The 22,621-nt window shown below is 22.1% G+C and carries 22 protein-coding genes and 1 other RNA gene; 9 read left to right on the top strand and 14 right to left on the bottom strand.

All coding sequences use genetic code 11. The annotated features are described in order from the left end of the window. Window positions 1-57: 57 nt before the first annotated feature. From EV215_RS02605 to EV215_RS02595, 4 genes are read right to left on the bottom strand one after another with little or no spacing between them, the layout of a single operon-like run. A complete protein-coding gene (locus EV215_RS02605; protein WP_134112434.1) occupies window positions 58-744 on the bottom strand; it encodes a uracil-DNA glycosylase in 687 nt (228 codons plus the stop codon). Between the two features lie 22 nt (window positions 745-766). Continuing rightward, window positions 767-916, bottom strand: a complete 150-nt coding sequence (locus EV215_RS10490) for a hypothetical protein (protein WP_166667324.1) — start codon at window positions 914-916, stop codon at window positions 767-769. Window positions 917-947: 31 nt separating this feature from the next. Then, window positions 948-1,310, bottom strand: coding sequence for an MATE family efflux transporter (locus EV215_RS02600; RefSeq protein WP_134112433.1), 363 nt, complete (start codon window positions 1,308-1,310; stop codon window positions 948-950). Window position 1,311: 1 nt separating this feature from the next. Next, window positions 1,312-2,025 carry an MATE family efflux transporter gene (locus EV215_RS02595; protein WP_306767438.1) on the bottom strand — a complete coding sequence of 238 codons (714 nt, stop codon included), beginning with the start codon at window positions 2,023-2,025 and terminating at the stop codon, window positions 1,312-1,314. A 219-nt stretch (window positions 2,026-2,244) separates the two neighbouring features. Between EV215_RS02595 and EV215_RS02590 the strand changes: the two genes are divergently transcribed. After that, window positions 2,245-2,661: a hypothetical protein gene (locus EV215_RS02590; protein WP_134112431.1), complete on the top strand. Its 417-nt coding sequence runs from the start codon at window positions 2,245-2,247 to the stop codon at window positions 2,659-2,661. Window positions 2,662-2,678: 17 nt separating this feature from the next. Here the strand turns inward: EV215_RS02590 and EV215_RS02585 are convergent, their stop codons facing one another. The 3 genes from EV215_RS02585 to EV215_RS02575 all read right to left on the bottom strand — a co-directional run bounded on the left by EV215_RS02585 (window position 2,679) and on the right by EV215_RS02575 (window position 5,856). After that, a complete protein-coding gene (locus EV215_RS02585) occupies window positions 2,679-3,668 on the bottom strand; it encodes a BamA/TamA family outer membrane protein (RefSeq protein ID WP_134112430.1) in 990 nt (329 codons plus the stop codon). A 128-nt stretch (window positions 3,669-3,796) separates the two neighbouring features. Further along, window positions 3,797-4,441, bottom strand: coding sequence for a hypothetical protein (locus tag EV215_RS02580; protein WP_134112429.1), 645 nt, complete (start codon window positions 4,439-4,441; stop codon window positions 3,797-3,799). A 74-nt stretch (window positions 4,442-4,515) separates the two neighbouring features. Further along, window positions 4,516-5,856: an MATE family efflux transporter gene (locus tag EV215_RS02575; RefSeq protein WP_134112428.1), complete on the bottom strand. Its 1,341-nt coding sequence runs from the start codon at window positions 5,854-5,856 to the stop codon at window positions 4,516-4,518. 121 nt (window positions 5,857-5,977) lie between these two features. Here EV215_RS02575 and EV215_RS02570 point away from each other — a divergent pair, with 121 nt between their 5' ends. The 5 genes from EV215_RS02570 (at window position 5,978) to EV215_RS02550 (ending at window position 11,351) form a co-directional block, all read left to right on the top strand. Then, window positions 5,978-6,586: an MBL fold metallo-hydrolase gene (locus tag EV215_RS02570; RefSeq protein ID WP_134112427.1), complete on the top strand. Its 609-nt coding sequence runs from the start codon at window positions 5,978-5,980 to the stop codon at window positions 6,584-6,586. A gap of 12 nt (window positions 6,587-6,598) precedes the next feature. Next, a complete protein-coding gene (locus EV215_RS02565) occupies window positions 6,599-6,877 on the top strand; it encodes an ArsR/SmtB family transcription factor (protein ID WP_134112426.1) in 279 nt (92 codons plus the stop codon). 45 nt (window positions 6,878-6,922) lie between these two features. Then, on the top strand, window positions 6,923-7,855 hold the full coding sequence (locus tag EV215_RS02560; protein ID WP_134112425.1) for an NAD(P)/FAD-dependent oxidoreductase: 933 nt from the start codon (window positions 6,923-6,925) through the stop codon (window positions 7,853-7,855). A 25-nt stretch (window positions 7,856-7,880) separates the two neighbouring features. Next, window positions 7,881-9,548: a UvrD-helicase domain-containing protein gene (locus EV215_RS02555; RefSeq protein WP_134112424.1), complete on the top strand. Its 1,668-nt coding sequence runs from the start codon at window positions 7,881-7,883 to the stop codon at window positions 9,546-9,548. A gap of 165 nt (window positions 9,549-9,713) precedes the next feature. Continuing rightward, window positions 9,714-11,351: a Na/Pi cotransporter family protein gene (locus tag EV215_RS02550; protein WP_134112423.1), complete on the top strand. Its 1,638-nt coding sequence runs from the start codon at window positions 9,714-9,716 to the stop codon at window positions 11,349-11,351. 41 nt (window positions 11,352-11,392) lie between these two features. Here the strand turns inward: EV215_RS02550 and EV215_RS02545 are convergent, their stop codons facing one another. Continuing rightward, window positions 11,393-12,094: a queuosine precursor transporter gene (locus EV215_RS02545; protein WP_134112422.1), complete on the bottom strand. Its 702-nt coding sequence runs from the start codon at window positions 12,092-12,094 to the stop codon at window positions 11,393-11,395. A gap of 240 nt (window positions 12,095-12,334) precedes the next feature. Here EV215_RS02545 and EV215_RS02540 point away from each other — a divergent pair, with 240 nt between their 5' ends. Next, on the top strand, window positions 12,335-14,164 hold the full coding sequence (locus EV215_RS02540) for a methyl-accepting chemotaxis protein (RefSeq protein ID WP_134112421.1): 1,830 nt from the start codon (window positions 12,335-12,337) through the stop codon (window positions 14,162-14,164). A 27-nt stretch (window positions 14,165-14,191) separates the two neighbouring features. Here the strand turns inward: EV215_RS02540 and EV215_RS02535 are convergent, their stop codons facing one another. Together EV215_RS02535 and sppA are read right to left on the bottom strand one after the other, a co-directional pair. Further along, the gene (locus EV215_RS02535; protein WP_134112420.1) at window positions 14,192-14,707 is read right to left on the bottom strand and encodes a thioredoxin family protein; all 516 of its coding nucleotides are present in this window, start codon (window positions 14,705-14,707) and stop codon (window positions 14,192-14,194) included. Between the two features lie 54 nt (window positions 14,708-14,761). Further along, window positions 14,762-16,486 carry a signal peptide peptidase SppA gene (gene sppA, locus EV215_RS02530; RefSeq protein ID WP_134112419.1) on the bottom strand — a complete coding sequence of 575 codons (1,725 nt, stop codon included), beginning with the start codon at window positions 16,484-16,486 and terminating at the stop codon, window positions 14,762-14,764. 109 nt (window positions 16,487-16,595) lie between these two features. Here sppA and EV215_RS02525 point away from each other — a divergent pair, with 109 nt between their 5' ends. Together EV215_RS02525 and EV215_RS02520 are read left to right on the top strand one after the other, a co-directional pair. Further along, complete coding sequence (locus EV215_RS02525) at window positions 16,596-17,600, top strand: potassium channel family protein (protein ID WP_134112418.1); 1,005 nt, start codon at window positions 16,596-16,598, stop codon at window positions 17,598-17,600. Window positions 17,601-17,602: 2 nt separating this feature from the next. After that, complete coding sequence (locus EV215_RS02520; RefSeq protein WP_134112417.1) at window positions 17,603-18,244, top strand: HNH endonuclease; 642 nt, start codon at window positions 17,603-17,605, stop codon at window positions 18,242-18,244. 32 nt (window positions 18,245-18,276) lie between these two features. Here EV215_RS02520 and EV215_RS02515 read toward each other — a convergent pair whose 3' ends face one another. The 4 genes from EV215_RS02515 to EV215_RS02500 all read right to left on the bottom strand — a co-directional run bounded on the left by EV215_RS02515 (window position 18,277) and on the right by EV215_RS02500 (window position 22,616). Then, the gene (locus tag EV215_RS02515; RefSeq protein WP_134112416.1) at window positions 18,277-18,747 is read right to left on the bottom strand and encodes a hypothetical protein; all 471 of its coding nucleotides are present in this window, start codon (window positions 18,745-18,747) and stop codon (window positions 18,277-18,279) included. A gap of 29 nt (window positions 18,748-18,776) precedes the next feature. Then, window positions 18,777-19,044, bottom strand: an RNA gene (gene ffs / locus EV215_RS02510) — signal recognition particle sRNA large type. 43 nt (window positions 19,045-19,087) lie between these two features. Then, complete coding sequence (mgtE, locus tag EV215_RS02505; RefSeq protein WP_243832383.1) at window positions 19,088-20,443, bottom strand: magnesium transporter; 1,356 nt, start codon at window positions 20,441-20,443, stop codon at window positions 19,088-19,090. 136 nt (window positions 20,444-20,579) lie between these two features. Continuing rightward, entirely contained in the window at window positions 20,580-22,616 is a 2,037-nt protein-coding gene (locus EV215_RS02500) for a hypothetical protein (RefSeq protein ID WP_134112415.1), read from the bottom strand. Window positions 22,617-22,621: the final 5 nt, after the last annotated feature.

The raw sequence follows: 22,621 nt of genomic DNA, 5'->3' as shown, positions 1-22,621 counted from the left end.
AAATTTTGTTTCTAATATTTTTTTATACTATAAATTTTAAAATTTTCTTAAAATATTTTATATCCATTTAATAATATCTTTTGTTTCTAAAAAACAGTTAGAATTTAAAAAATCTTTTGGATTAATTAATTGTCCACAAATTACTGGATGATTTGAATAATATATATTTTTATTATTAATTATATATTTTTCATATTTTTTAGCTTTTTCACCCCATAAAAACCATATTAATCTAGGATTATTTTTAGAAATATATTCTATTAAATTAATTGAAAACTCTTTCCAAACCTTTATATGTGCTCCTGGTTTATCTAATTTTGTTGTAAAAGCTGTATTTAACAATAAAACTCCTTGTTTTTGCCAATTTTTAAACATTTTTTTAGGTTTTTCTATATTAAACTCCTTACTCTCTATTTTTTTTCTTAATTCATTAATTGATAATATTTCTCCGTAATATGATTTATATATTAACTTTAATATATTTTTTAATGATGTATTTATTTTTTTATCTTGCCAAGAATCAAGCAATACTTCAAAAGCTAGTCCGGTAGCCACATTTTTTTGAGGATATGGATCCATTCCAAGTATAACAATCTTATTTTTATATAAATCTGTTTCTAATGCCTTAAATATATTTTCCTTTTGAGGTGTATAATTATCTTTATTTATCTCCTTTATTATTTTTTCTAATAATTCTTTATTTTCATTAAAAAAATCTTGATATGTATTATGATATTTAAACATTTTTTCTCCTTATTAAAATAAATTAACTTATATCTTTTACTAAATTAGTTATCCATTTTTTTGAAAAAACTCTTTTTATTCCAAAAATTGCTTTTGTTATTTCTTCAAAAAATGTAACAAAATAAACTAAATATATTGGTAATTTAAAATAAAATGCTGCTATAAAAGACAAAGGTACTCCTATTAACCAAAGTGCACCTGTATCAATATATAAAGCAAACTTTGTATCTCCTCCTGCTCTTAAATTTCCTACTATATTTACTTGGTAAAGAAAAACATAAAATAAACATTATATATTTTGAATATTTATATACATTCTCTGAAATATTATACAAATCTAAAATAAAAAATGTCATTCCATACAATATTATCGACATAATAACCCCAATTATAAAAATTAATTTTATAAAATTTATTGCATATTCAAATGCTTCTTTTTCATTTTTCTCTCCTATTTTTTCAGCTACCATAACACTAGCTGCACTTGCTACTCCAATCAATGATACAAACAATAATCTTTCAATACTACCTACTATATTTATAGCCGCTATTGCTTGAGTACTCATTCTAGCATATATTATATGCTGCTATTCCAAATGACCAAATCATTTCATTTAAAAGAACTGGTAACGTTGTAAAAAAATATTTTTTTACAAAAAATATATCAAATCCTATTATTTCTTTAAACTTTGCTGCAAATATATATTTATTATTATAAACTAAAAAAACAATAAAAATACATTCCAAACTTCTAGCTATTGTTGTTGCTATTGCTGCTCCTTCTATTCCTAGTTTTGGAAATCCAAATTTACCAAAAATAAGCAAGTAATTTAATGTAATATTAATTACTAATGCTAAAGAACTAGAATAAACTGTTAGTTTTGTTTTATTTATAGTACGTAGTTGTACTGAGTAAACAAAACTTATCGCTGTAAAAATATAAGAAAATGAAACTATTTTCAAATATCTCATACCTATATCTACAACTATTTTATCTTTTGTGTATATTTTTAATAAAAAATCTGGTATTAAAATTACCATAAGAAAAAATATAACTCCTGCTAAAAAACTATTTATTAGTACTATTCCTAATACCTTTTTCATATTTTTTGTATCTTTTTTTCCATTGAATTGCGACATAAATATAGCTCCACCGCTATTTATTCCAAATAATAAGAGTACTAATAAAAACATTATTTGATTTGATAGTCCTAATGCTGCTCTCTCTTTTTCACCTAATTTACCTATCATAAACACATCGGCTAAATTTATGGATGAAATTATTAAATTTTAAATTGCTATTGGAATTGCTATTGTAAAAACTTTTTGAAAAAATCTTTTATTGTAAATAAAATTATGTGTCATTTATATATATTCCTTTCTTAAAATTTTCTTCTAGTATATTGCATCTTATGCTTTTAGTCAACACGAAAATATAAATTTATTGCAGGAAATATCTACTTTTGTTATATAATATAATTAAAAAGGAGGTGTATTTATATGAATAAGTTAAATAAAATAAATTATATAAAAAAATGGGGAAAAAGACTTATTTTTATTATTTTTCTTTTAATAATAATTTTAGTTAAATTCTTTTATGAATTAAACTGGACAAAATGGGAATACTATGGAAAGTTTAATAAAATAAACTTTTATATAAGATATTATATAAAACCTGATGGTCGGACAAAAATTCAATGGAAAGCTGAAAACCTTAATAATCAAAGTATGCTCGTGTCAATAAGAGATAGAAGATATTATTTAAGTGATGGTACATCTGAAAAAAGAAAAGATATTTGGGGAATTGTAAAAGCTCATAAAACTTATACTTTCCCTACTGACAAGTTTACTAAAGCCAAAATATTAAGAATAGAAAATTATTATTATGTTCACCCTAATAAAACAATTAAAAAATAAGGGAATCCCCTTATTTTTTATATTGCATCTGAAAAATTTATATACATATTTTTATCTCCATCACTTGCAAATCCCATATCCATTCTCACTTTAAAATCTTCAGAAATTATATATTTAATACCTAATCCAATTGCTGATTTTAAATTTAATATATCTATATTATCAAAATTATCATTTGTATCTCCTGTACCATAAAATAAAACTCCTGTAAATCTTTTATTAAAATTTTTTTCGAATTCTATTTGTCCTCCAATAAAAGTATTTCCTAAATATTTATTTTCTGTAAATCCTCTTATTAAAGTATTTGAACCTAAATCATATTTCAAATAAAAAGGTACTTCCCCATTTATATCTTTTATCATTATTTGCGCTCTTATTTGATTATTTTTTATATTGAAATATTTTCTGTAATCAAAAGTATTTTTTATATAATCTTGATCACTTAATAACTTTTTATTATAAATATTTGTAGTTATTTCTAATTTTTCACCATTTTTCATATTTTTTTCTATTAATATATTTTCATAGTTTAGTGCAAAATTTATTCCTGATGAATTTATATTTTCTTTTTCTAAATAAAAATTATTATTATTTATTTTTATTTTGCTAAAATTATAACCATATTTAAAATATATTTTTTTTATTATTTTTTGATTATAATTTATTTCTATTTGTATTATTTTTTGATTATAATCATCTATTATCTTTCTATTTAAATAATAATCATATAACCAATCTTTATAATTTAAGTTAATATTAAATCTACTATTATTAAAATATTTTATATTATAATTATAATTTAAAGATTTATATTGATTTGTTGTTAAAAAACTTGATATTTTATTTGAAATTAACATTGTTTCTTTTTTATCTAAATTTTTAAAGATTATTCCGCCAGCAAAACCTAATTCTGGAGAATAAAATACTATTGGTAAAATGAAATTCTCTTTTGCTAAAATAATATTTACTAAAATAAAATATAATATAAAAAAATTTATTTTCTTCATAGCACTCGCCTCCAATTAACATATACTTTATTAAATATTAATTCCTTTTTTTAAATAAAAAATACTCCTCCTATAGCTAACAGTCTTATTATTTTAACCGTTTACTATAAGTGGAGTATTTAAATTTTTTATTTATTTAAATTTTTTTTAAATTCTTTAAATTCTTTTTCTAAATCTTCTTTAAACTCTTCAAATTCTTTCTTTAGATTATCTTCTTTTTTAAATAATTTATTTAATGGATTATCTACTAAAATAAATCCTTCTGGGATATCAAATTTTTCTTCTGGAATCTCTAAATTTCTTATAAATTCTATCGCATTTGTTTTTATCTTATTACTATTAATCACTTGTAAACTCTTCAATATTATTCCTTTGTATACCCAATAATAACTATTTCCTACTTTATATATTTCTGTGTTTACATCAAGGATTTTACCGTTACCTACTTTTTCATATTTAGAAAAATCAAATTCATATGTTGGTACATAATCCTCTTCTATCTTTTCATTAAAATATGTTTTATTTTTAAAATTAAGAGTATATAATATATCTCTATTTTTTATCAAACCTGTTCTTACATAATCTTTGTATTTCCCATAACTAAGTTCTACAGTAGAATAATAAGCTTCTTTTTCTCCGTTATCTTTTATATATATTTCAAGAATTCCTGAATTTATCCCCTCTATTTTATATTTTACGTAAAAAGAGTGAATATCCTCTGCATATATAGTTATTGAAATAATACTTATTATTAAAACTAATATTTTTTTCATTAATAAATGCCTCCCACATACACCCTTAATTATATTATAGTCTATTATAGGAATCTAAAAATTTCATTAAAGATTTATTTTTGTGAGAGATTTTTCCTATATTCTTTTAATATAAATATTAGCGATATTAAAAACCCCATAAAATCTGATATTGGAAATGATATCCAAATTCCAAATTCATTTAAATATTTTGGTAATATCAATATTAAAGGTATTAAAAATATTGATTGTCTAGCGATAGATAATATCAATGCTGGAATCACTTTCCCTATTGATTGATAATATCCCGCCACAATTATTTGAAATCCAATCGTAATAAATGCTAAACTAAACACTCTAATTGGTAATATAGACATGTTTATTAAATTAATATCATTTGAAAATACTCTTATAATTCCTTTTGGAAATAGCTGCATTATCAAAAAAACTATTGTACAAAAAATAGTTGTTATTATTGCAGCCATTTTCAATGTTTCTTTTACTCTGCCAAATGATTTCGCACCATAATTAAATCCTATAATAGGTTGTATTCCTTGTATTATACCAAACATCGGCAAAAAAATTACCATTAATGTCCGATTTATTATTCCCATTATAGCTATTGCTATTTCTCCACCATATATTTTTAATGTATTATTTAAAACTATTGCAACTATTGAACTTACTGCTTGTCTTGTAAATGAAGATAAACCTATACCTATCATCTCAATAAAATAATTAATTCTAAATATAAATCCTTTAAATTTTATATACGAATTATTAGAAAAAAAGAAATATCTAAATAAATATAAAAATGATATAAATTGTGATATTACAGTCGCAAGTGCTGCTCCTTTAATCCCATAATTAAGTTTAAATATAAAAATAGGATCTAATACTATATTTAATATTGCTGAAAATAACATCCCATTCATTGATACTTTTAAGTTTCCTTCTGCTCTAGCAATATTACTAAGTCCTAACGCGAATATATAAAATGGCGAACCTATTAATATAATAAAATAATAATCTTTTGCTTTTTCAAGTATTAAAGAGGTTGCACCAAATAATAAAAGTGTTGGTTTTAAATATAATACTCCTAAAAATATAACTAAGGCACTCAAAATAATTAAAGAAATAACTGTTGTTTCAAACATTTCACTTGCTTTTTCATTTTTATGTTCACCAAGAGCTCTTGATATAATTGAAGCTGAACCAATACCAATACTTTGAGTAAACGCCATAATTAACATTTGAATAGGAAATACTATCGTCAAAGCTGCTATTCCTAAAGGTCCTTCTGCTTTACTTACAAAAATTGTATCTACTAAATTATATAGTGATGAAACTAACATTCCAATCGTTGCAGGTAAAGATAATTTTAATATTAATTTTAATATTTTTTCATTAGCTAATTGATGCTTTCTATTTTTCATTGTTATTACCTTCCTTAGTATTTATTATATTAAATTATAGTTATATATGAAAAAAATGTCAATTAAAATTAATTATTGCTTTTATTTTTAAAAATTCGTATAATCTTATAGAGGTGAATTTATGAAAATTAAGATATTTACATTAGGTTCTCTTTTAGTTAATTGCTATTTAGTTTATGATCAAAACAATGCTATATTATTTGATATTGCTTCAAAAAATATTACTGAAATAGATAGCTTTTTAAAAGAAAAAAATTTAACTTTAACTAAATTAATATTAACGCATGGACATATTGATCATATACTTGGAATAAAAGAAATAGTCGATAAATACAATTGCAAAGTATATATTGGTAAAGAAGATTATGAATTTTTAACTAATGATAATTTAAATTTATCTAAATTTGTAATTGGAACTTGTTTTTCATATAACAATAATGAAATTATAAAAGTTTCTGGTGGAGACTATATTAATGATTTTTTAGTTATTGATTCTCCAGGCCATACAATAGGTAGTAAAGTTTTTTATAATAAAAAAGAAAAAATTATAATAACAGGAGATACTATTTTTAAAGGTACTCATGGACGGGTTGATTTCCCTACTGGAAATATGCTAAGTATTATGGATAGTATAAAAAAAATTCTTTCTTATCCAAATGATACTATTTTATATCCAGGCCATGGTGAAAAAACTACAATTAATTTAGAAAAAATATATTATAAAATATAGAAAGGAATTATTATGAATTACGATAAAGTTACGATTATTTTAAAATTATTATCAAATCCTATTAGACTTCAAATATTAAAAACACTTTGTGACAGATCTGAAAATAGTTTAAAAACTTGTGTTGGTGAATTAGAAAAAATAATAGGGGTTTCGCAATCAAGTGTAAGCCAACATCTCGCTTATATGAGAAATGCTAGAATATTAAAATATGAAAAAACTGGTAAAATCGTTTGCTATGAAATTCAAGAATTAAAAGTAAAAGAATTAATTGATTTTTTAGATAAACTTTGATATAATTATATTAGAATTCTCTAATATAATAAGGAGTGATAATATATGAAAAACAAAATATATGATATAATTATTGTTGGTGGTGGTCCAGCTGGACTTACAGCAGCTATTTATGGTGCTAGAGCTAATATGAATGTACTAATACTTCATAAAGAAAATGTAGGAAGTTTAATTTCAGCTCATAAAATAGATAATTATCCTGGATTCCCCGAAGGATTGAAAGGAAAAGAATTAAATAATTTAATGAAAGAACAAGCTTTAAAATACGGTGCTGAAATAATCAATGCTACTTTACTTGATATTGATGTTTATTCTACACCAAAAATAATAAAAACTGATAAAGATAATTTTTTAGCTAAAACTATTATTATCGCTACAGGATGGTCTAAAAACAATAGTAAAAAAATTAAAGGTGAAGAAGAATTTCTTGGAAAAGGTGTTTCATATTGCGCCACTTGTGATGGTGCTTTTACCAAAAATTTAGATGTTACACTTTTTGGTCAAGGTGAAGAGATCGCTGAAGAAGCACTTTTTCTTACAAAATATTCAAAAACCATTAAAATTTTTGTAAATGAAAAAGAATTGAAATGTCATAAAAAAACATATGATGCATTAATAAATAATGAAAAAGTTGAAATAATAACTAATAGCGAATTAATTAAAATTACTGGTAATGATTTCGTTGAAAAAGTTATTGTTAAAATTAATAACGAAGAAAAAGAAATTAAAGCTGATTATGCATTTTTATATTTAGGAACAAAAAGTTCTCTTGAATTATTTTCTACTTTTGCAAATGTAGATCAAAATGGTTATATTATTACAAAAGATGATATGAAAACAAATATCGAAGGAATCTATGCAGCTGGTGATGTTAGAGAAAAGTCTTTACGTCAAGTAACTACTGCAGTTTCTGATGGTACTATAGCCGCAACGGAAGCAATTAAGTATATATTAAAACAAAAGAAAAAAGAGGCTTAATGCTTCTTTTTTTTAGGAGAAAAATATGCCAAAATGGACAGAAGAACAATTGAAAATTATTAATAGCAATAAAAAACTTTTAGTTGTAAATGCTGTAGCTGGAAGTGGAAAAACAAGTACTCTTATGGGAATAGCCTTAAAAAATATAAACAAAAATATTTTATATTTAGTATATAACAGAGCTATGAAAAAAGAAGCTGAAGAAAAATTTAAAAAATATAATCTAAAAAATATTGAGGTAAAAACAGCACATGGCTTAGCTTATAAATATTATTCAAAAAAAAATTTAGTTAATAATTTAAATATAATTGAAATATCAGAAAAATATAAGTTATCATATAAATCTGCAAAAAATTATATCAATTTATACAATAAATTTTTACAAAGTAAATATACTTCTATCGAAGAATTTATTAACTATTTCAGAGAGTATATTTTTTATTCTTTTGATTTGAAAAACAAATTACTAAAAGATATTAAAAATTTTATAATTCTAAATGAAGCTAGATATGAAAAAAAACTTGAAAGTTTAGATACTTCTATTTTATTAAGTAAACTGCTTTATGATTATTTATTAATAAAAATAGAAAATAAAAAATCAAAAAATAGAGATGAAATTTTAGAAGAAAAAGATAGTTATATTTTAAAAAGTATTGAACTTAATTTTGAGCTACTACAAAAAGATGAACTTTTAATAAATTATTATGATACGATTAAAACTATATTAAATAAAATTTTTGATGATATGAATAATGAAAGACTTCCTCAAATTCATGACCATTATCTAAAACTTTATCAATTATATAGAGAGAAAGAACTTTTTTATGAAATTGTACTCCTTGATGAAGCTCAAGATAGCAATGGTGTAATTATTGACATTATTGAAAATAAATTCCCAAATGCGAAAAAAATCATTGTAGGTGATACAAACCAACAGCTTTATGCATTTAGAGGTGCTATAAATGCAATGGAATATTTTATGAAATTAGAAAATAGTACTATTATGTATCTTACACATTCTTTTAGAATAGGAAGTGAGTTAGCTGATTTTGTAAATAAAATTTTAAAACTTAAACAGAATAATATAACTATCGTTGGAAAAAATATAAATCAAAAAATTATAGAAGATTTTAAAGATGAAAAAATACTTGTTCTTGCAAGAACAAATGCTGGACTTTTTGAATATGCTATAGAAAATTTAGATAAAAAATTATTTTTTTTTAGGAAAATTGATTTTTCAGCATTAAAAGACTGTTATAGTTTGTATTGTGGAAATCGAAAAAATATAAATAGTGAAATAAAAAAATATAAATCATTTTCTCAATTAGAAAAATATATAGAAGAGAATTTAGAATTGAATAGTGAAATCGTTTTATCTTTTAATTTAATAAAAAAATATGGCCATAATATGAAAAATTATTTAGAAAAAATTGATAAGTCGATTTGTAAAAATAAAAATGAAGCAAATATATTTTTATCTACAGTTCATGCTGCTAAAGGATTAGAATATAAAAATGTTTATTTATTAAACGATTTTATGAATATAAATGAAACATTAAAAATTTTAGATAGATCTAAAGATAATGTATTTTTTTATAAAAAAATAAAAAAATGGTTTTATGAAGAATTAAACATAATATATGTAGCCTTAACTCGATCTTCAAAAAATTTAAAACACACTATTTGTTTATAATTTTTACTTTATTTTTAAATAAAAAGCATTATACAGTATTAAAATAAGCCATATTGTTCTTTTTTATATTAATTGTAAAAAAAATGTAAATTTAGTTTAAAAAAATTAAATTATATGATAAAATTATATGCTATTAAATATTCTATAAGGAGGAAATTTAAAGGAATGAATGAGATTATTTTAAAAGTAATAGGTGGTTTAGGAATTTTTCTATTTGGAATGCATTATCTATCTAATGGAATGCAAAATTTAGCTGGAAATCGTTTAAAAAAAATAATATCATCATTAACAGATAATAGAGTTATTGGAGTAATTATAGGAATTTTAGTTACTGGTCTTGTTCAATCATCTTCTATTACAACTGTAATGGTAGTTGGATTTGTTAATGCTGGTCTTATGACTCTAAAACAATCTCTTGGATTAATTTTAGGAGCAAATATTGGTACTACTATTACTGGATGGATTCTAGTTTTAAAAGTAGGTAAATATGGACAACTTATTGCGGGTATTGGTGCTTTAATATTTGTTTTTGGTAAAAAAGAAAAAACTAAAAATAGAGGTATGGTTTTATTAGGTTTAGGTTTTGTATTTTTAGGTTTAGAATTTATGAAAGAAGGATTTAAACCACTTGGATCTGACCCAAATTTCATTAGTTTATTTCATAAATTCCAAGCACATAATTTAAAAGGTATAATTTTAGCTGCTTCTGTAGGTGCTTTAATGACAAGTGTTGTTCAATCTTCATCCGCTACACTTGGAATAACAATAGGTTTAGCAAGTCAAGGATTAATAACTCCTGTTACCGGAGTAGCTTTAGTGCTAGGAGAAAATATTGGTACTACAATAACTGCATTTTTAGCATCAATAGGAGCCTCAGTAAATGCTAGAAGAGCTGCTCTTGCTCATACAATAGTTAATGTAATTGGAGTTACTTGGGTTATTAGTATTTTTCCATTTTTTTATAATATTATTCAAAACATTACAAACCATACGACTGACCCTACTACTTTATTAGCTACAGCTCATACTAGTTTTAACGTTACAAATGCATTATTATTTACACCGTTTATAACATATTTTGCAAAATTACTTGAAAAATTAATACCTTCAACAGAAGACGAAACTAAAGAAATAAAATATACACATTTAGATGTAAGAATGCTTGAAACGCCAACAATAGCAATTTCTAATATTAATGACGAAGTTGAAAATATGGGAAAAGATGTTATTAAAATGTTTGAGCTTGTTAAAATTATTTTTGAAAAAAATCTAGATAAAACATCTAATCAGGTTAAAGAAATATTTAAATTAGAAGATAAATTAGACATCGTTCAAAAAGAAATTTCATCTATTTCTTCTATGCTTTTGGGGGAAAATTTTTCTAATGAAATCTCTATTGAAGCAAAAAATGTTTTAACAATTGTTGATGAATATGAATCAATTAGTGATTATTTAATGAGTGAAATAAAATTATACTTAAAACTTTTAGATAACAATATTACTCTTGATAAGGCAGAAAAAGTTGATTTGTTAAAATTACATTCTGAATTAAATAATTACTTTCATTTTGTAAATGAAATTATATCTACAGAAAGAACTGAAGAAAATTATTTAAAATCTTTTAAAGTTAAAACTAAAATTACAACTTTATTTAAAGAAATTAGAAATACGCATTTAGATGAGTTTAGAAATACCAAAAAAGACCTTTTTTATACTATTGGTTATATGGATATGTTAAATACATACAGACGTATTAAAAATCATATATTTCAAGTAACTGAAATTTTAATAAAAGAAAATTAATATTATAAATATAAAAAAATAGAGGATTTTCCTCTATTTTTTTATATTTCATTTATTTTATTATTCTTTTTTAAATACGTTGCTATATATATAAAAGGAGTATCTAAAGCAGCTACTAACCATTTTAATAAATACGTTGTTAAAAATATTTCAATAACAATATTAAAAGGCATCGTTCCAACAAATGCAATAAGTACAAAAATTGTACTATCTATTAACTGACTTATCATTGTACTTAAATTATTTCTTATCCATATTTGATTACTCTCTGAAAATCTTTTTTTCCAAAAATGATATGCCCATACATCATGCTTTTGAGATAAAATATATGCTATTAAACTGGCAATTGCTATTCTTGGCATAATACTAAAAACTGATTTTATACTATTATATAAATCCATTGAATTTTTACTATTATCCGGTAAAAATAATAAACATAAATTCATTATAATAGTCGTTGCTATTAAACTAAAAAATCCTATCCATACCGCTTTATCCGCTTCTTTTCTTCCATAATTCTCTGACAAAATGTCTGTTACTAAAAATGCACTAGCATATATTATATTTCCCAATGTTGCTGTAAATCCAAAAAGTTGTAATGTTATCATAACTTGAATATTTGCTAGTACTGTAGAAATCGGTATCCAAGTAAATAAACCTACTTTTCCAAATTTTTTATACGAAAAAATTATAAAAGAAAAATTGATTATTAGTAAAATAAACCATAACATTTCATTTCTCATTTTCTTTCCTCCATTATTTAATTTTTATTAAAAATAGCAAAACTGATTATATCATTCATTATTTGAAAAGTCAATTTCTATTTTTATATTGATTTTTTTTCTATTATAATATATAATACATAATAATTAAAAAAATTTATTATAAATTGTAATCGTTTACAATTATAAAAATAAAATTTATTTGTCAAAACTAAAAGTTTTACGTTATAATATATATATATTTAGTTAGGAGGGTTTATTTTGAAAATTTCAAAAAAATTATTTTTAGGATTTATTGTATTAATTCTTGGTATGACTGGTATTGCTGCTAATTCTTTTATTAGTAATATTTCATTTAAAAAAGAAGCACTAGAAATTAATAAAAACACTGAATATCTAAAAGAAATTGCTCAAGCAAATGCGGACATGCAAATATTAGAAAATTCTTTTATTACTTTTTTTAACACTATTGATAAATTAAAAAGAGCTGAAGATCCAAAAGATATAAATGCTATTCAGAAAAAAATAAAATCTGATATTGATAATATCTATTCTGCAGCTTCTAAACTTAATTTAAAAGGAACATTAAATAATTTATTTACTACTTTTAATGGAAATGTAGAAAAATTAATAAATAAAAAACATCTAATTTTTAAAAAACAAAATGATTTATTTACATTTCGTAATAATTTAAAAAAATCTATTGAATCAAATGATAAAAATCAATTAGAAATTTTAACTAAATTTTTAGAAAAAGAGAAAGAAATTATAACTTTACGAGATGAATTACAAGTATTTATAAATACTACTATTAATACAAATATTGAAACTATTTATTATTCTTTAAAACCTTACGTTGATCTAAAAAACAAACAAAATCTTACTAGTATTGAAAATATAAGAAAAATATCTAATCAAAATATACTACTTATTAAAAAAATTGGAATTCGTACTTTAATAATTATTTTATTTATTTCATTATTAGTTTCATCAATACTTCTTACTACTATTACTAGTATAAATAGACCTCTTAGAAATCTTACTCGAACTGCCGAAAAGTTAAGCCAACTTGATTTAACGGTTCCTTTCCCTAGAAGATTTAAAAAAGATGAGACTGGTATACTTACAAAAAGTTTTAAAACTATGGTTGATGCTCTTCGTAAAATTATATTTAATATTCAATCAGTATCTAACGAAGTATCTAATGAAGCTGAGTCTATCAGTAATTCTGTATTAAAAACTGCTGCAACTACAGAAGAATTATCAGCCAGTATAAATACAATTACTACTTCTATTAAACAATCATTAGAAACTTTAAATGAAGTAGATTCTCAAGTAAAAAATATATCAACTGATTCAAATACAATATTATCAACTGTTGCACAAATTACAGAAAATAATAAAGAAGTATTAAATGATACTTTAAAAGAAAAAGATAATCTTTTACTTACATTAAATAAAATAAGTGGTGTTGGTAAGCACATTTCTGAAAACTCTGAAAAAATTAATGAATTAAAAGCTTTATCTAATGAAGTTAATACTTTTATTGAAAAAATATATAATGTGACAGAACAAACTAATTTACTTGCATTAAATGCTGCTATTGAAGCTTCTAGAGCTGGAGAAGCAGGACGAGGTTTTGCTGTTGTTGCTGACGAAATTAGAAAATTAGCTAATACTTCTAGAGAAACTGCTGAGGAAATAGAAGAAAAAATGAATTATATGTCTAAAAAAATAGACGAAAATGTAACAAGTTCTAATAATAATAAATCTCAACTTGAAGAGACTATTATAGAAATTAATAATGTTTCTACTACGATTGAAGGTATTGTAAATTCATTTGAAATTTTAATTAAAGAATTAAATACAATTCATTCAAGTATTTCTAATCAAACAAATGAATTAAATCAATTATCAAACAACTCTGATAATATAACTGCTACCTTTGAGGAAATAGGTACTCGAGTAAATGAAATTGATACTGCTGTACTTTCTACTGCTGAAATAATTAATGAATTAAGTGACGCTGCTCAAAACCTTACATCTACAACAGATAAAGTAAATGATTTGATCAATATGTTTAAACAATAAAAAAACTCTGGCTTTGCCAGAGTTTTTTTATATTATATTTTCTATAATTTTATTAACTAAATACTCTTCTAATTGATCATTATATTTACCTATTCTATAATTATATATTATTTCCTGTGCAATATCTTTTTCGTCTCTTAAAATATGTTCTTTTATTTTAAATTTTAAATCTGGTAAAATTTCTTCATATATCAAGCATAATTCTTCTTGTTCTATATCTTCAATAAATATTGATGGGATTTTAGTTTCATTTGTTATTTTTGATAAATAATGTTCATTCCCCTCTCTTGGGAAAATATATAAATCTATATTTTCATTTTCTTGTCTTGTTTTTTCCAAAAAAGGTATAACAGCTCTAGAATCAGGACAGTATATTTCAGCAAAAACTACAATATTTACTTTTGTTTTAATATTTTTTATCTTTTTTATGTTTTCTTTTTTTAATGAAATTTTAGAAAAAATTTTTTCTTGCTTTTTTCTATATTCTATTAAGGATGATCTTAGATATTCATTATAATTCCATGCTTCTTCATATTTAAGCATTTTTTCACCTCCAAGCCTTTCCTTAAGTATATTCTATTTTTTCATTTTTTTCAACTATATATCATATTCATTCATTAAAAGAATTTTTTTATTATATGACTCTATATATTTTAATTCTTCATTTAACTTATCATAAATATTATTAACTTTGATATATTTACTAAATCTTGAAACTAAATTATTATCTTCTACTTTTTTATAAATTTCAATAATACTATAATTATCTAATCCCAAATCTTTTGCCATAATTTTAATAGTTCCATTAAGCGTTGCAATTCCATCAACTAAGCCATTCTCTACTGCTTCTTTTCCTATCCATATTTTCCCTTGCGCAATTTTTTCTAATGATTCTGAATCAATTTTTCTAGATTTTTCAACTCTATTTTTAAATTCTTTATATGTATTTTTTTGGTTTTCAATAATTATTCTTCTTTCTTCTTCTGTTAATTTATTATTTAATGAATATAAATCACTATATTTTCCTTTTTTTATCTCTTCTAATCTAATTCCTAATTTATCATAAAGTTCATTTACATTAAATATTCTAGTTACAACTCCTATTGAACCTGTTATACTACTATTATTAATAAATATTTTTTTACCTACAGTAGATATATAATATCCCCCAGATGCGGCTACTCTTCCTATTGATACATATATTGGTTTATTTGTATTATTATATCTTTCAGTAATCAATTCTGCTATTAGCGCTAATCCTCCTGGAGAATTGACTCTAAAGACTATACCTTTAATATTTTTATCTTCTTCTGCTAATTTTAATTCTTCTTCCATTTGACTATATGTAATTGAATTCATATTAGAATATGATGTCTCAAAATCTATATTTCCATCTGCATAAATTATTGCTATTTTATCTTTACTTTTTCTCTCTATTCGAGCTTTATTATATTTAGATATAGAAATTATATTATTAATCCCTTTTTTAACTAAAAATTGATTATAATACTCTAATCCATCAATTAATTTACTCTCTTTTGCAATCAAAGAATCTTTACTAACATATTTTCCATTTATTAAATTATTATAAAATTTATATTTATCAATATTTCTATTTTTAGATATTTGTTCTACAAAATAATTTAAAGAATAATCTAATACTCTACTTAATTCTTCTTTTCTTTCTTTACTCATATTTTCTCTAATATATTCTTCTGAATATGTTTTATAATCACCTATATGTAATACATCAAATTTAACACCTATTTTATCAAATAAATTTTTATAATATCCTATTACACGATAATATCCCGATAAATTAACAATTGTAGAATGTGAAGGTGGCATAACTATTTCATCTGCATATGAAGCTAAAAAATAATTGCCATTTGTTATTATTTCTCCATAAGCATAAATTTTTTTATTATATTTTTTAAATTCTTCTAATTCTTTTCCTATTTCTTCCATATATACCATTGGTAAATTAATAGTTGTTAAATTAATTAAAATTCCTTTTATTTTATTATCCATTTTAGCATTTTCGATTGCTCTTACTGCATCATAAAATGAAGTTGTTCTGTTATCAAAAATATTTTCTACTATGCTTTCAAAATTATTTTTTTCTCTTAATCCATCTGGAAAAGACAATTCAAGATATGAATCAGGTACTACCTCAACTGTTTTCTCCATTTCACTTGGTAAGTTAACCGATACAAAGTAAAATATAATCCCAAATAATATACTAAATGATAGAATTATAAATACTATTTGTTTTATTACATATTTAATTAAATTTAAAATAAATAAAAGTATTTTTTTCATTTTATCTCCCCTTTCTTATATAAAATTTATCATACTTTACACTATTTAGCAATAATTTATTGTTGTAATTCATGTTATATTACTATATAATTAAAAGTAAAGGAGTCCTATGATTAATTTTAAAAACTTTTTATTAATGATATTATCTTTAATAACAATATATTTAATAGGAATTTTAGGTTATATTTATATTGAAAATTATTCTTTAATGGATGCTATTTATATGACTGCTATTACTATATCAACTGTTGGTTTTAGTGAACTCAAGCCTCTATCACTATCTGGTAAAATTTTTACTATATTTTTAATTTTTATTGGAATTAGTTTTGTGTTATATAGTGTATCTGTAATAGTAAAATTTATTTTAGAAGGTGAATTAAATAAATATTTAAAAGGAGTAAAAGTGAAAAGTAAAATTAATAATTTATCAAATCATATAATTATTTGTGGTGCAGGTAGAACTGGATATAGAATTATAGAACAGTATGTTAAATCAAATGAAAATTTTGTAGTTATCGAAAGTGATATTGAAAAAATTAAAGTTTTAGAATCTACTTTAGGAAATAATATTTTAATTTTAAATGAAGATGCTACAAAAGATGAAACCTTAATAGAAGCAGGAATAGAACGAGCTAAAGCTTTAGTAGCTGTTCTTTCAAGTGACGCTGAAAATCTATTTCTTTCATTATCAGCAAAATCTTTAAATAATAAAATTAGTGTGATTACTAGAGCACTTGATTTACATAGTGAAAAAAAATTAAAAAAAGCTGGTGCTGATTATGTTATTTCTCCACTTAGCATTGCTGCAGATAAAATCGTTAAAATCACTGCTCAAAAAAATATTAACAAATTTATTGATTATATTACTGAAAGTGGTGTTGATGAGCTAAAAGTAGAATTTATTGATATTCCTAAAAATAGCAAACTTGTAAACAAAACATTATTAGAGGCTAAAATTCCTCAAAAAACCAGTTTAATAGTTGTAGGTATTGAAGAAAATAATAAAATAAAATTAAATCCTACTTCTACTTCATTAATAAATCCTAATTCAAAATTATTAGTTTTTGGAAAAAAAGAACAAATTAAAAAATTAGAAAATCTAATAAAAGGTTAATTATGTTTCTTATTATTATTTTAATATTATTATTATTGTTGTTTTTAAATTATATTTTAAAAAATAATAATAATTCTACTTCATTAAAAACATATGAATATACTTTAAATCATATTAATAATAAAAAATATAGAAATTATTTAGATAAAAGCTTTAATAAAAATGATAAAGAGTATATTTTTAATTTGTTTAATAATAAATGCTTTAATTGCGGTTCTACAAACAATTTAGAAATTGATCATCACTATCCAATATCAAAAGGTTATCCTTTAAAATATAAAAATAAATATAATGCTGTTTTATTATGCCGTGATTGTAATATTAAAAAATCTAATAAATTTCCAGAAAATTTTTATTTAAAATCCCAATTAGAAGTTTTAAAGAAAAAATATAATATTACACAATTTAATATAGATAAACAAATTTTAGATTATAAACTTAATTTTTTATCTGAATATATCTTAAATAATCTTAATTGTATTATTAATATTAATCAAAAAAATTATCTAATCAAACCTTTAGAAATAAAATATGAAGTTATTTTTATTAATAGTAATTTAAAAAAAGAATATTATCTAATATATTTATTTAATAAAAATAAGTATATTTCTAATATTTCTAAATTAAAAATAAAGAGTAACTAATTTTACTCTTTATTTTTATGAAATCTTATTTTTTAATTTAATGTAAGTCCCATTATCATTTGAATTTCATTTAAAGTTTTCCCTGTTTTTTTAGCAATTTCCCTAATTGATAATCCTTGTTTATAATAGTCTATTATTATTTTTTCTAAATACTTAGGATTTTCTTTAAAATTACTATTTACATTTACTTCTATATTATTTATTTTTTCAAATGTATTTTCTAAAATTTGGTTTAATGATTGTCCCTCTTTTATCTTATTTTCAATAAGTACCTTAGTTTTATTAAGCTCTCTCATTTTTTTATCAAGATTCATAATTTCTAATTCAGCACTTTTTGAAAATTCATCCTTTAATTCTATTATATCATTTCTCAAATCCCTATATTCCAACTCATGATCCTTAAATACTTCAATTCTTTCATCCACTTTTCTTCTTAAACTTATCATAGATATTAAAGATATTATAACACATAAAACACCTATAATAATTAATAAATTATCCATAATTTCCCCCCTCAAAAAATAAAAAAGGGCCACACACCGACCCTTGATATATTTCAACTGTGTGATACAATAGAAATCCACTCAAATAGAGCTACCCTAAATACCCAAAAGAAAATAGCTTAGTGCTGCTTCTGTCAAGATCTGACACGGTTCACTATTCTTTTGCCATCTAGGACTCTATTCTCAACATTTCATTCTAGAGTCAAACCACAACCAAAATATACCTTAAGTCGGAATTCACTTCTACTAGAGCGGGTTGTAGATTACAGGGCACCGCTACCTCCCCAGCTAGTGTGGCGAGTATGATTATATAATATATTCTATCTTTTGTCAAGCTTTTTTATATGTTAAAAAAGAAATGAACTAAGTTAAAATATACAATTAATGACATTACATCGATTATTGTAGTTAAAAGAGGACTTGCCATTAAAGCTGGATCTAATTTTATGCTTTTTACAGCTATTGGCAGTATCCCACCTACAATTTTTGACATTATTATTGTAAACATTAAACTAATTGATACCAATAATGATATTCTAAATTTTTCTGGATTTCCTACTAATGCAATTTCTAAATAATAAAGTCTAAAGAAATTAATTATCGCAAGAACTATACCTATTATAATACTTGTTCTAAATTCATTCCAAATAACTTTATACAAATCTTTTAACTTTATATTTCCTAAAGATAATCCCCGTATAATAAGTGCTGAAACTTGTGATCCTGCATTCCCTGAGGTTCCACTAAGAAGTGGCATAAAACTACTGAGCACTGTCATTTGAGCTAATATAGACTCATATCTACTAATTACTGCAGATGTTAGTGAAGCAGATATCATTAAGATAGCTAACCAAGGTATTCTTTTTTTAGCCATCTCTATAGGCCCTATATCAAGATATTTTTCTTCTAATGGTGTTATTGCCGCCATTTTTTGGATATCTTCTGTTGTTTCTTCTTCTATTACATCTACGATATCATCTATTGTTATTATTCCAACCATTCTGCCTTCTTTATCAATTACAGGAACTGTTATTAAATCATATTTTTTAAATACTTCTGCTATTAACTCCTGATCATCTGTTGTATATACTGAAATTACATCTTCGTTTGCAATTTCTTTTACTTTTATATTTGGTTCAGCTAAAATAAGTTCTTTTAAAGAAACTGTTCCTAATAATTTTTTTCCTTTATCTAAAATATATGATGTATATATTGTTTCTTTTTCATTTCCTACACTTCTTATATAATCAAGAGATTCTTTAACTGTCATTTCCGGATAAAGAGAAATGTATTCTATTGTCATTAAACTTCCTGCACTATCTTCAGGATAATTTAAAAAATGATTTATAAGCTTTCTATTTTCTGCATTTGAATTTTTTAATATTTTTTTAACAATACTTGCAGGCATTTCTTCAATTAAATCTATCATATCATCCCAGTATAATTCTTCAATTAAATCTTTTATTTCAACATCTGTAAATCCATTAATTAATTTTTCTTGATCATCTGGATCTAAGTATGAAAATACTTCAGCAGCTATATCTTTTGATAATAATCTATATATCAATAACGCTTCTTTACTATCAAGAAGTTTTAATATTTCACTAATATTTACTTCGTGTATATCTTCTAATTCTTCTTTTAATTTCACATATTTTTTTTCTTCAATAAGTTGTTTTACTTGTTTTATGTCCACAATTTACCTCCTTAAATTATTATCTTAAAAAATAATAATTTAATTTGGAGGGAATTATAGCACGAATATATCTATTCATATTAAACTCCTCTCTACTTTTACATTAAAAAATTATATCATTTTTTTTAAGATTAAACTAAAATTTAAATATATTTTTTATTTTATCTTTATTTTTCTCCAATTCTTCTTGTATTAATTTTTCTAAATTTTCTTCTACTTGATTTTGAGTTTCTTCTTTTTTATTATCTACTTCTTCTTGTAATTTCCCTTGTTCAATTTTTGCTTTTTCCTTTAATTTTTCTTGTTCTGACAATAATTTTTCTTCAAGTTCTTTTTTCTTTTCATCAAGAATTTTTTGATATTTTTCTTCTTTATTTTTTATATCATTTTTTATATTTTCTTGTAATTTTTCTTGATTTTTTAATTTGTTTAGTTTTTCTAAATTTCCATTTTTTAATATGCTTAATTTCTCTCTATACTCATTTTCAAATTTTTCCATTTCTTTTATATAACTATTTTTTATATTAGTTATTTTAGCTCTGTATTTATTATCTATTTCTTGTTTTGCTCTTATTAATTCTGCTTTATAAATTTCGTTTATTTTATTAGCTATTACATTATCTAAATTTGAATTAAATATAAATTTATTATTTTCAAATTTTAAAATAATATTTAATACTTTTATCTCATCTAAACTATCTATTAAAACTTGTTTTAATATTTTATTAGCTATTTTTATATCTTTATTAATTACAATATCTTTTATATTATAATTTAATTCTATAAAAAAACCATCATTTGTATCCTTTATACTATTTTTACCTTCTAAATTTCCTTCTTCTATTTTAAATAATCCCATATCTTCATTTTTTATTTGTTTATCATTTATACTTATATCTAAACTTTTTATATTTTTTATATTATCAATATATGCATAAACTTTAGATTCTATTTTTTCATTATTTTTATTAATTAATTCAATTATTGTTGGTTGTTTAGTTTTATTTTGATTATTTGTGATATTTGTTATTTCCCCTGAATAAATTTTATTATTTTCAATTATTTTTATATTACTATTTTTTATCCAAAATTTTGGTAATTCTGGCATTTTTTCTTTTTTTTCTTCTTTTTTATTATTACTTTTATCTTTTCCAAAAATATTAATTATTTTATTATATTGCTCAAACATTATATTAAAAATTTTTATACTTTTTTCTCCAAAAAAAGCACTAGTTAGTTCATTTAATTCATTTCCGCTATTATCTTTAAAATCATTTAATTTATTCAAATCATTATCCAATTCTTCAAATAGATCATTTTTTGTTTTATTTATTTCTGCGATATCTAAGCTAAAATTTTTTATATCTTCTTCTATTTCTTTTTTTATTGTATTTATATCTTTTAATAGTTTATTTATTTGTTTTTTATTTTTCTCAAGTTTCTCTTTTTTTGCATTTAATTTTTTTAAATCCTCTAAACTCTTTACTTCACCTAATTCTAATTTTACATCAATTTTTTTTATTTCCGTTTCAATATTTTTCAACTTGATTTCATACTCTCTTTTTTCTAATAATTTTTTCCAGTACTCTTTTTTTAATTCTAATTCCTGTTTCGCTTTTATATATTTCTTGTCACTTTCAAGACTTAACGAGTTTAATTTTTCTTCTATATATTTATCTTTATCAAATCCTTCATTAATTAATCCTCTTTTTTCTTGTTTAATTTTATCTTTAACTATATTATTTAATTTTTCTAATACTTTATTATCTTTATTTGAAGTTTCTTTAGTTTTTTTAACTTTTACTTCTATTGCACCACTTTCTTTTCTATCAGTATTTAAATATATTTCATTAGCAGAAAAATTTTCGATAATAAATTTTCCTGCTAATAATGGTTTTGATTTCAAAGTAAAATTAACATTATTTATCTCATATTTATTTTTCATAGGATTTTTATTATCTGTATATTGCATTTTTTTCCATTTAATATTTAAAGTGAAAATAGGATTATTTAATCCCTCTATTTCTACTTTTGCACCATTTATTTTAGTCAATGTACTTTCAGTTATTTTTTCTATTATTGGATTTCTAAATAAATATATTGTAAAAATTAATATAATTATCAAAAATAAAAACATTAAAAAATTTTTTATTTTTTTTATTTTTTTTTTCAAATTTT

The organism is Hypnocyclicus thermotrophus, from assembly GCF_004365575.1.
In the GTDB taxonomy this organism is placed as follows: domain Bacteria; phylum Fusobacteriota; class Fusobacteriia; order Fusobacteriales; family Fusobacteriaceae; genus Hypnocyclicus; species Hypnocyclicus thermotrophus.
This window is presented reverse-complemented; position numbering and strand designations above follow the sequence as displayed.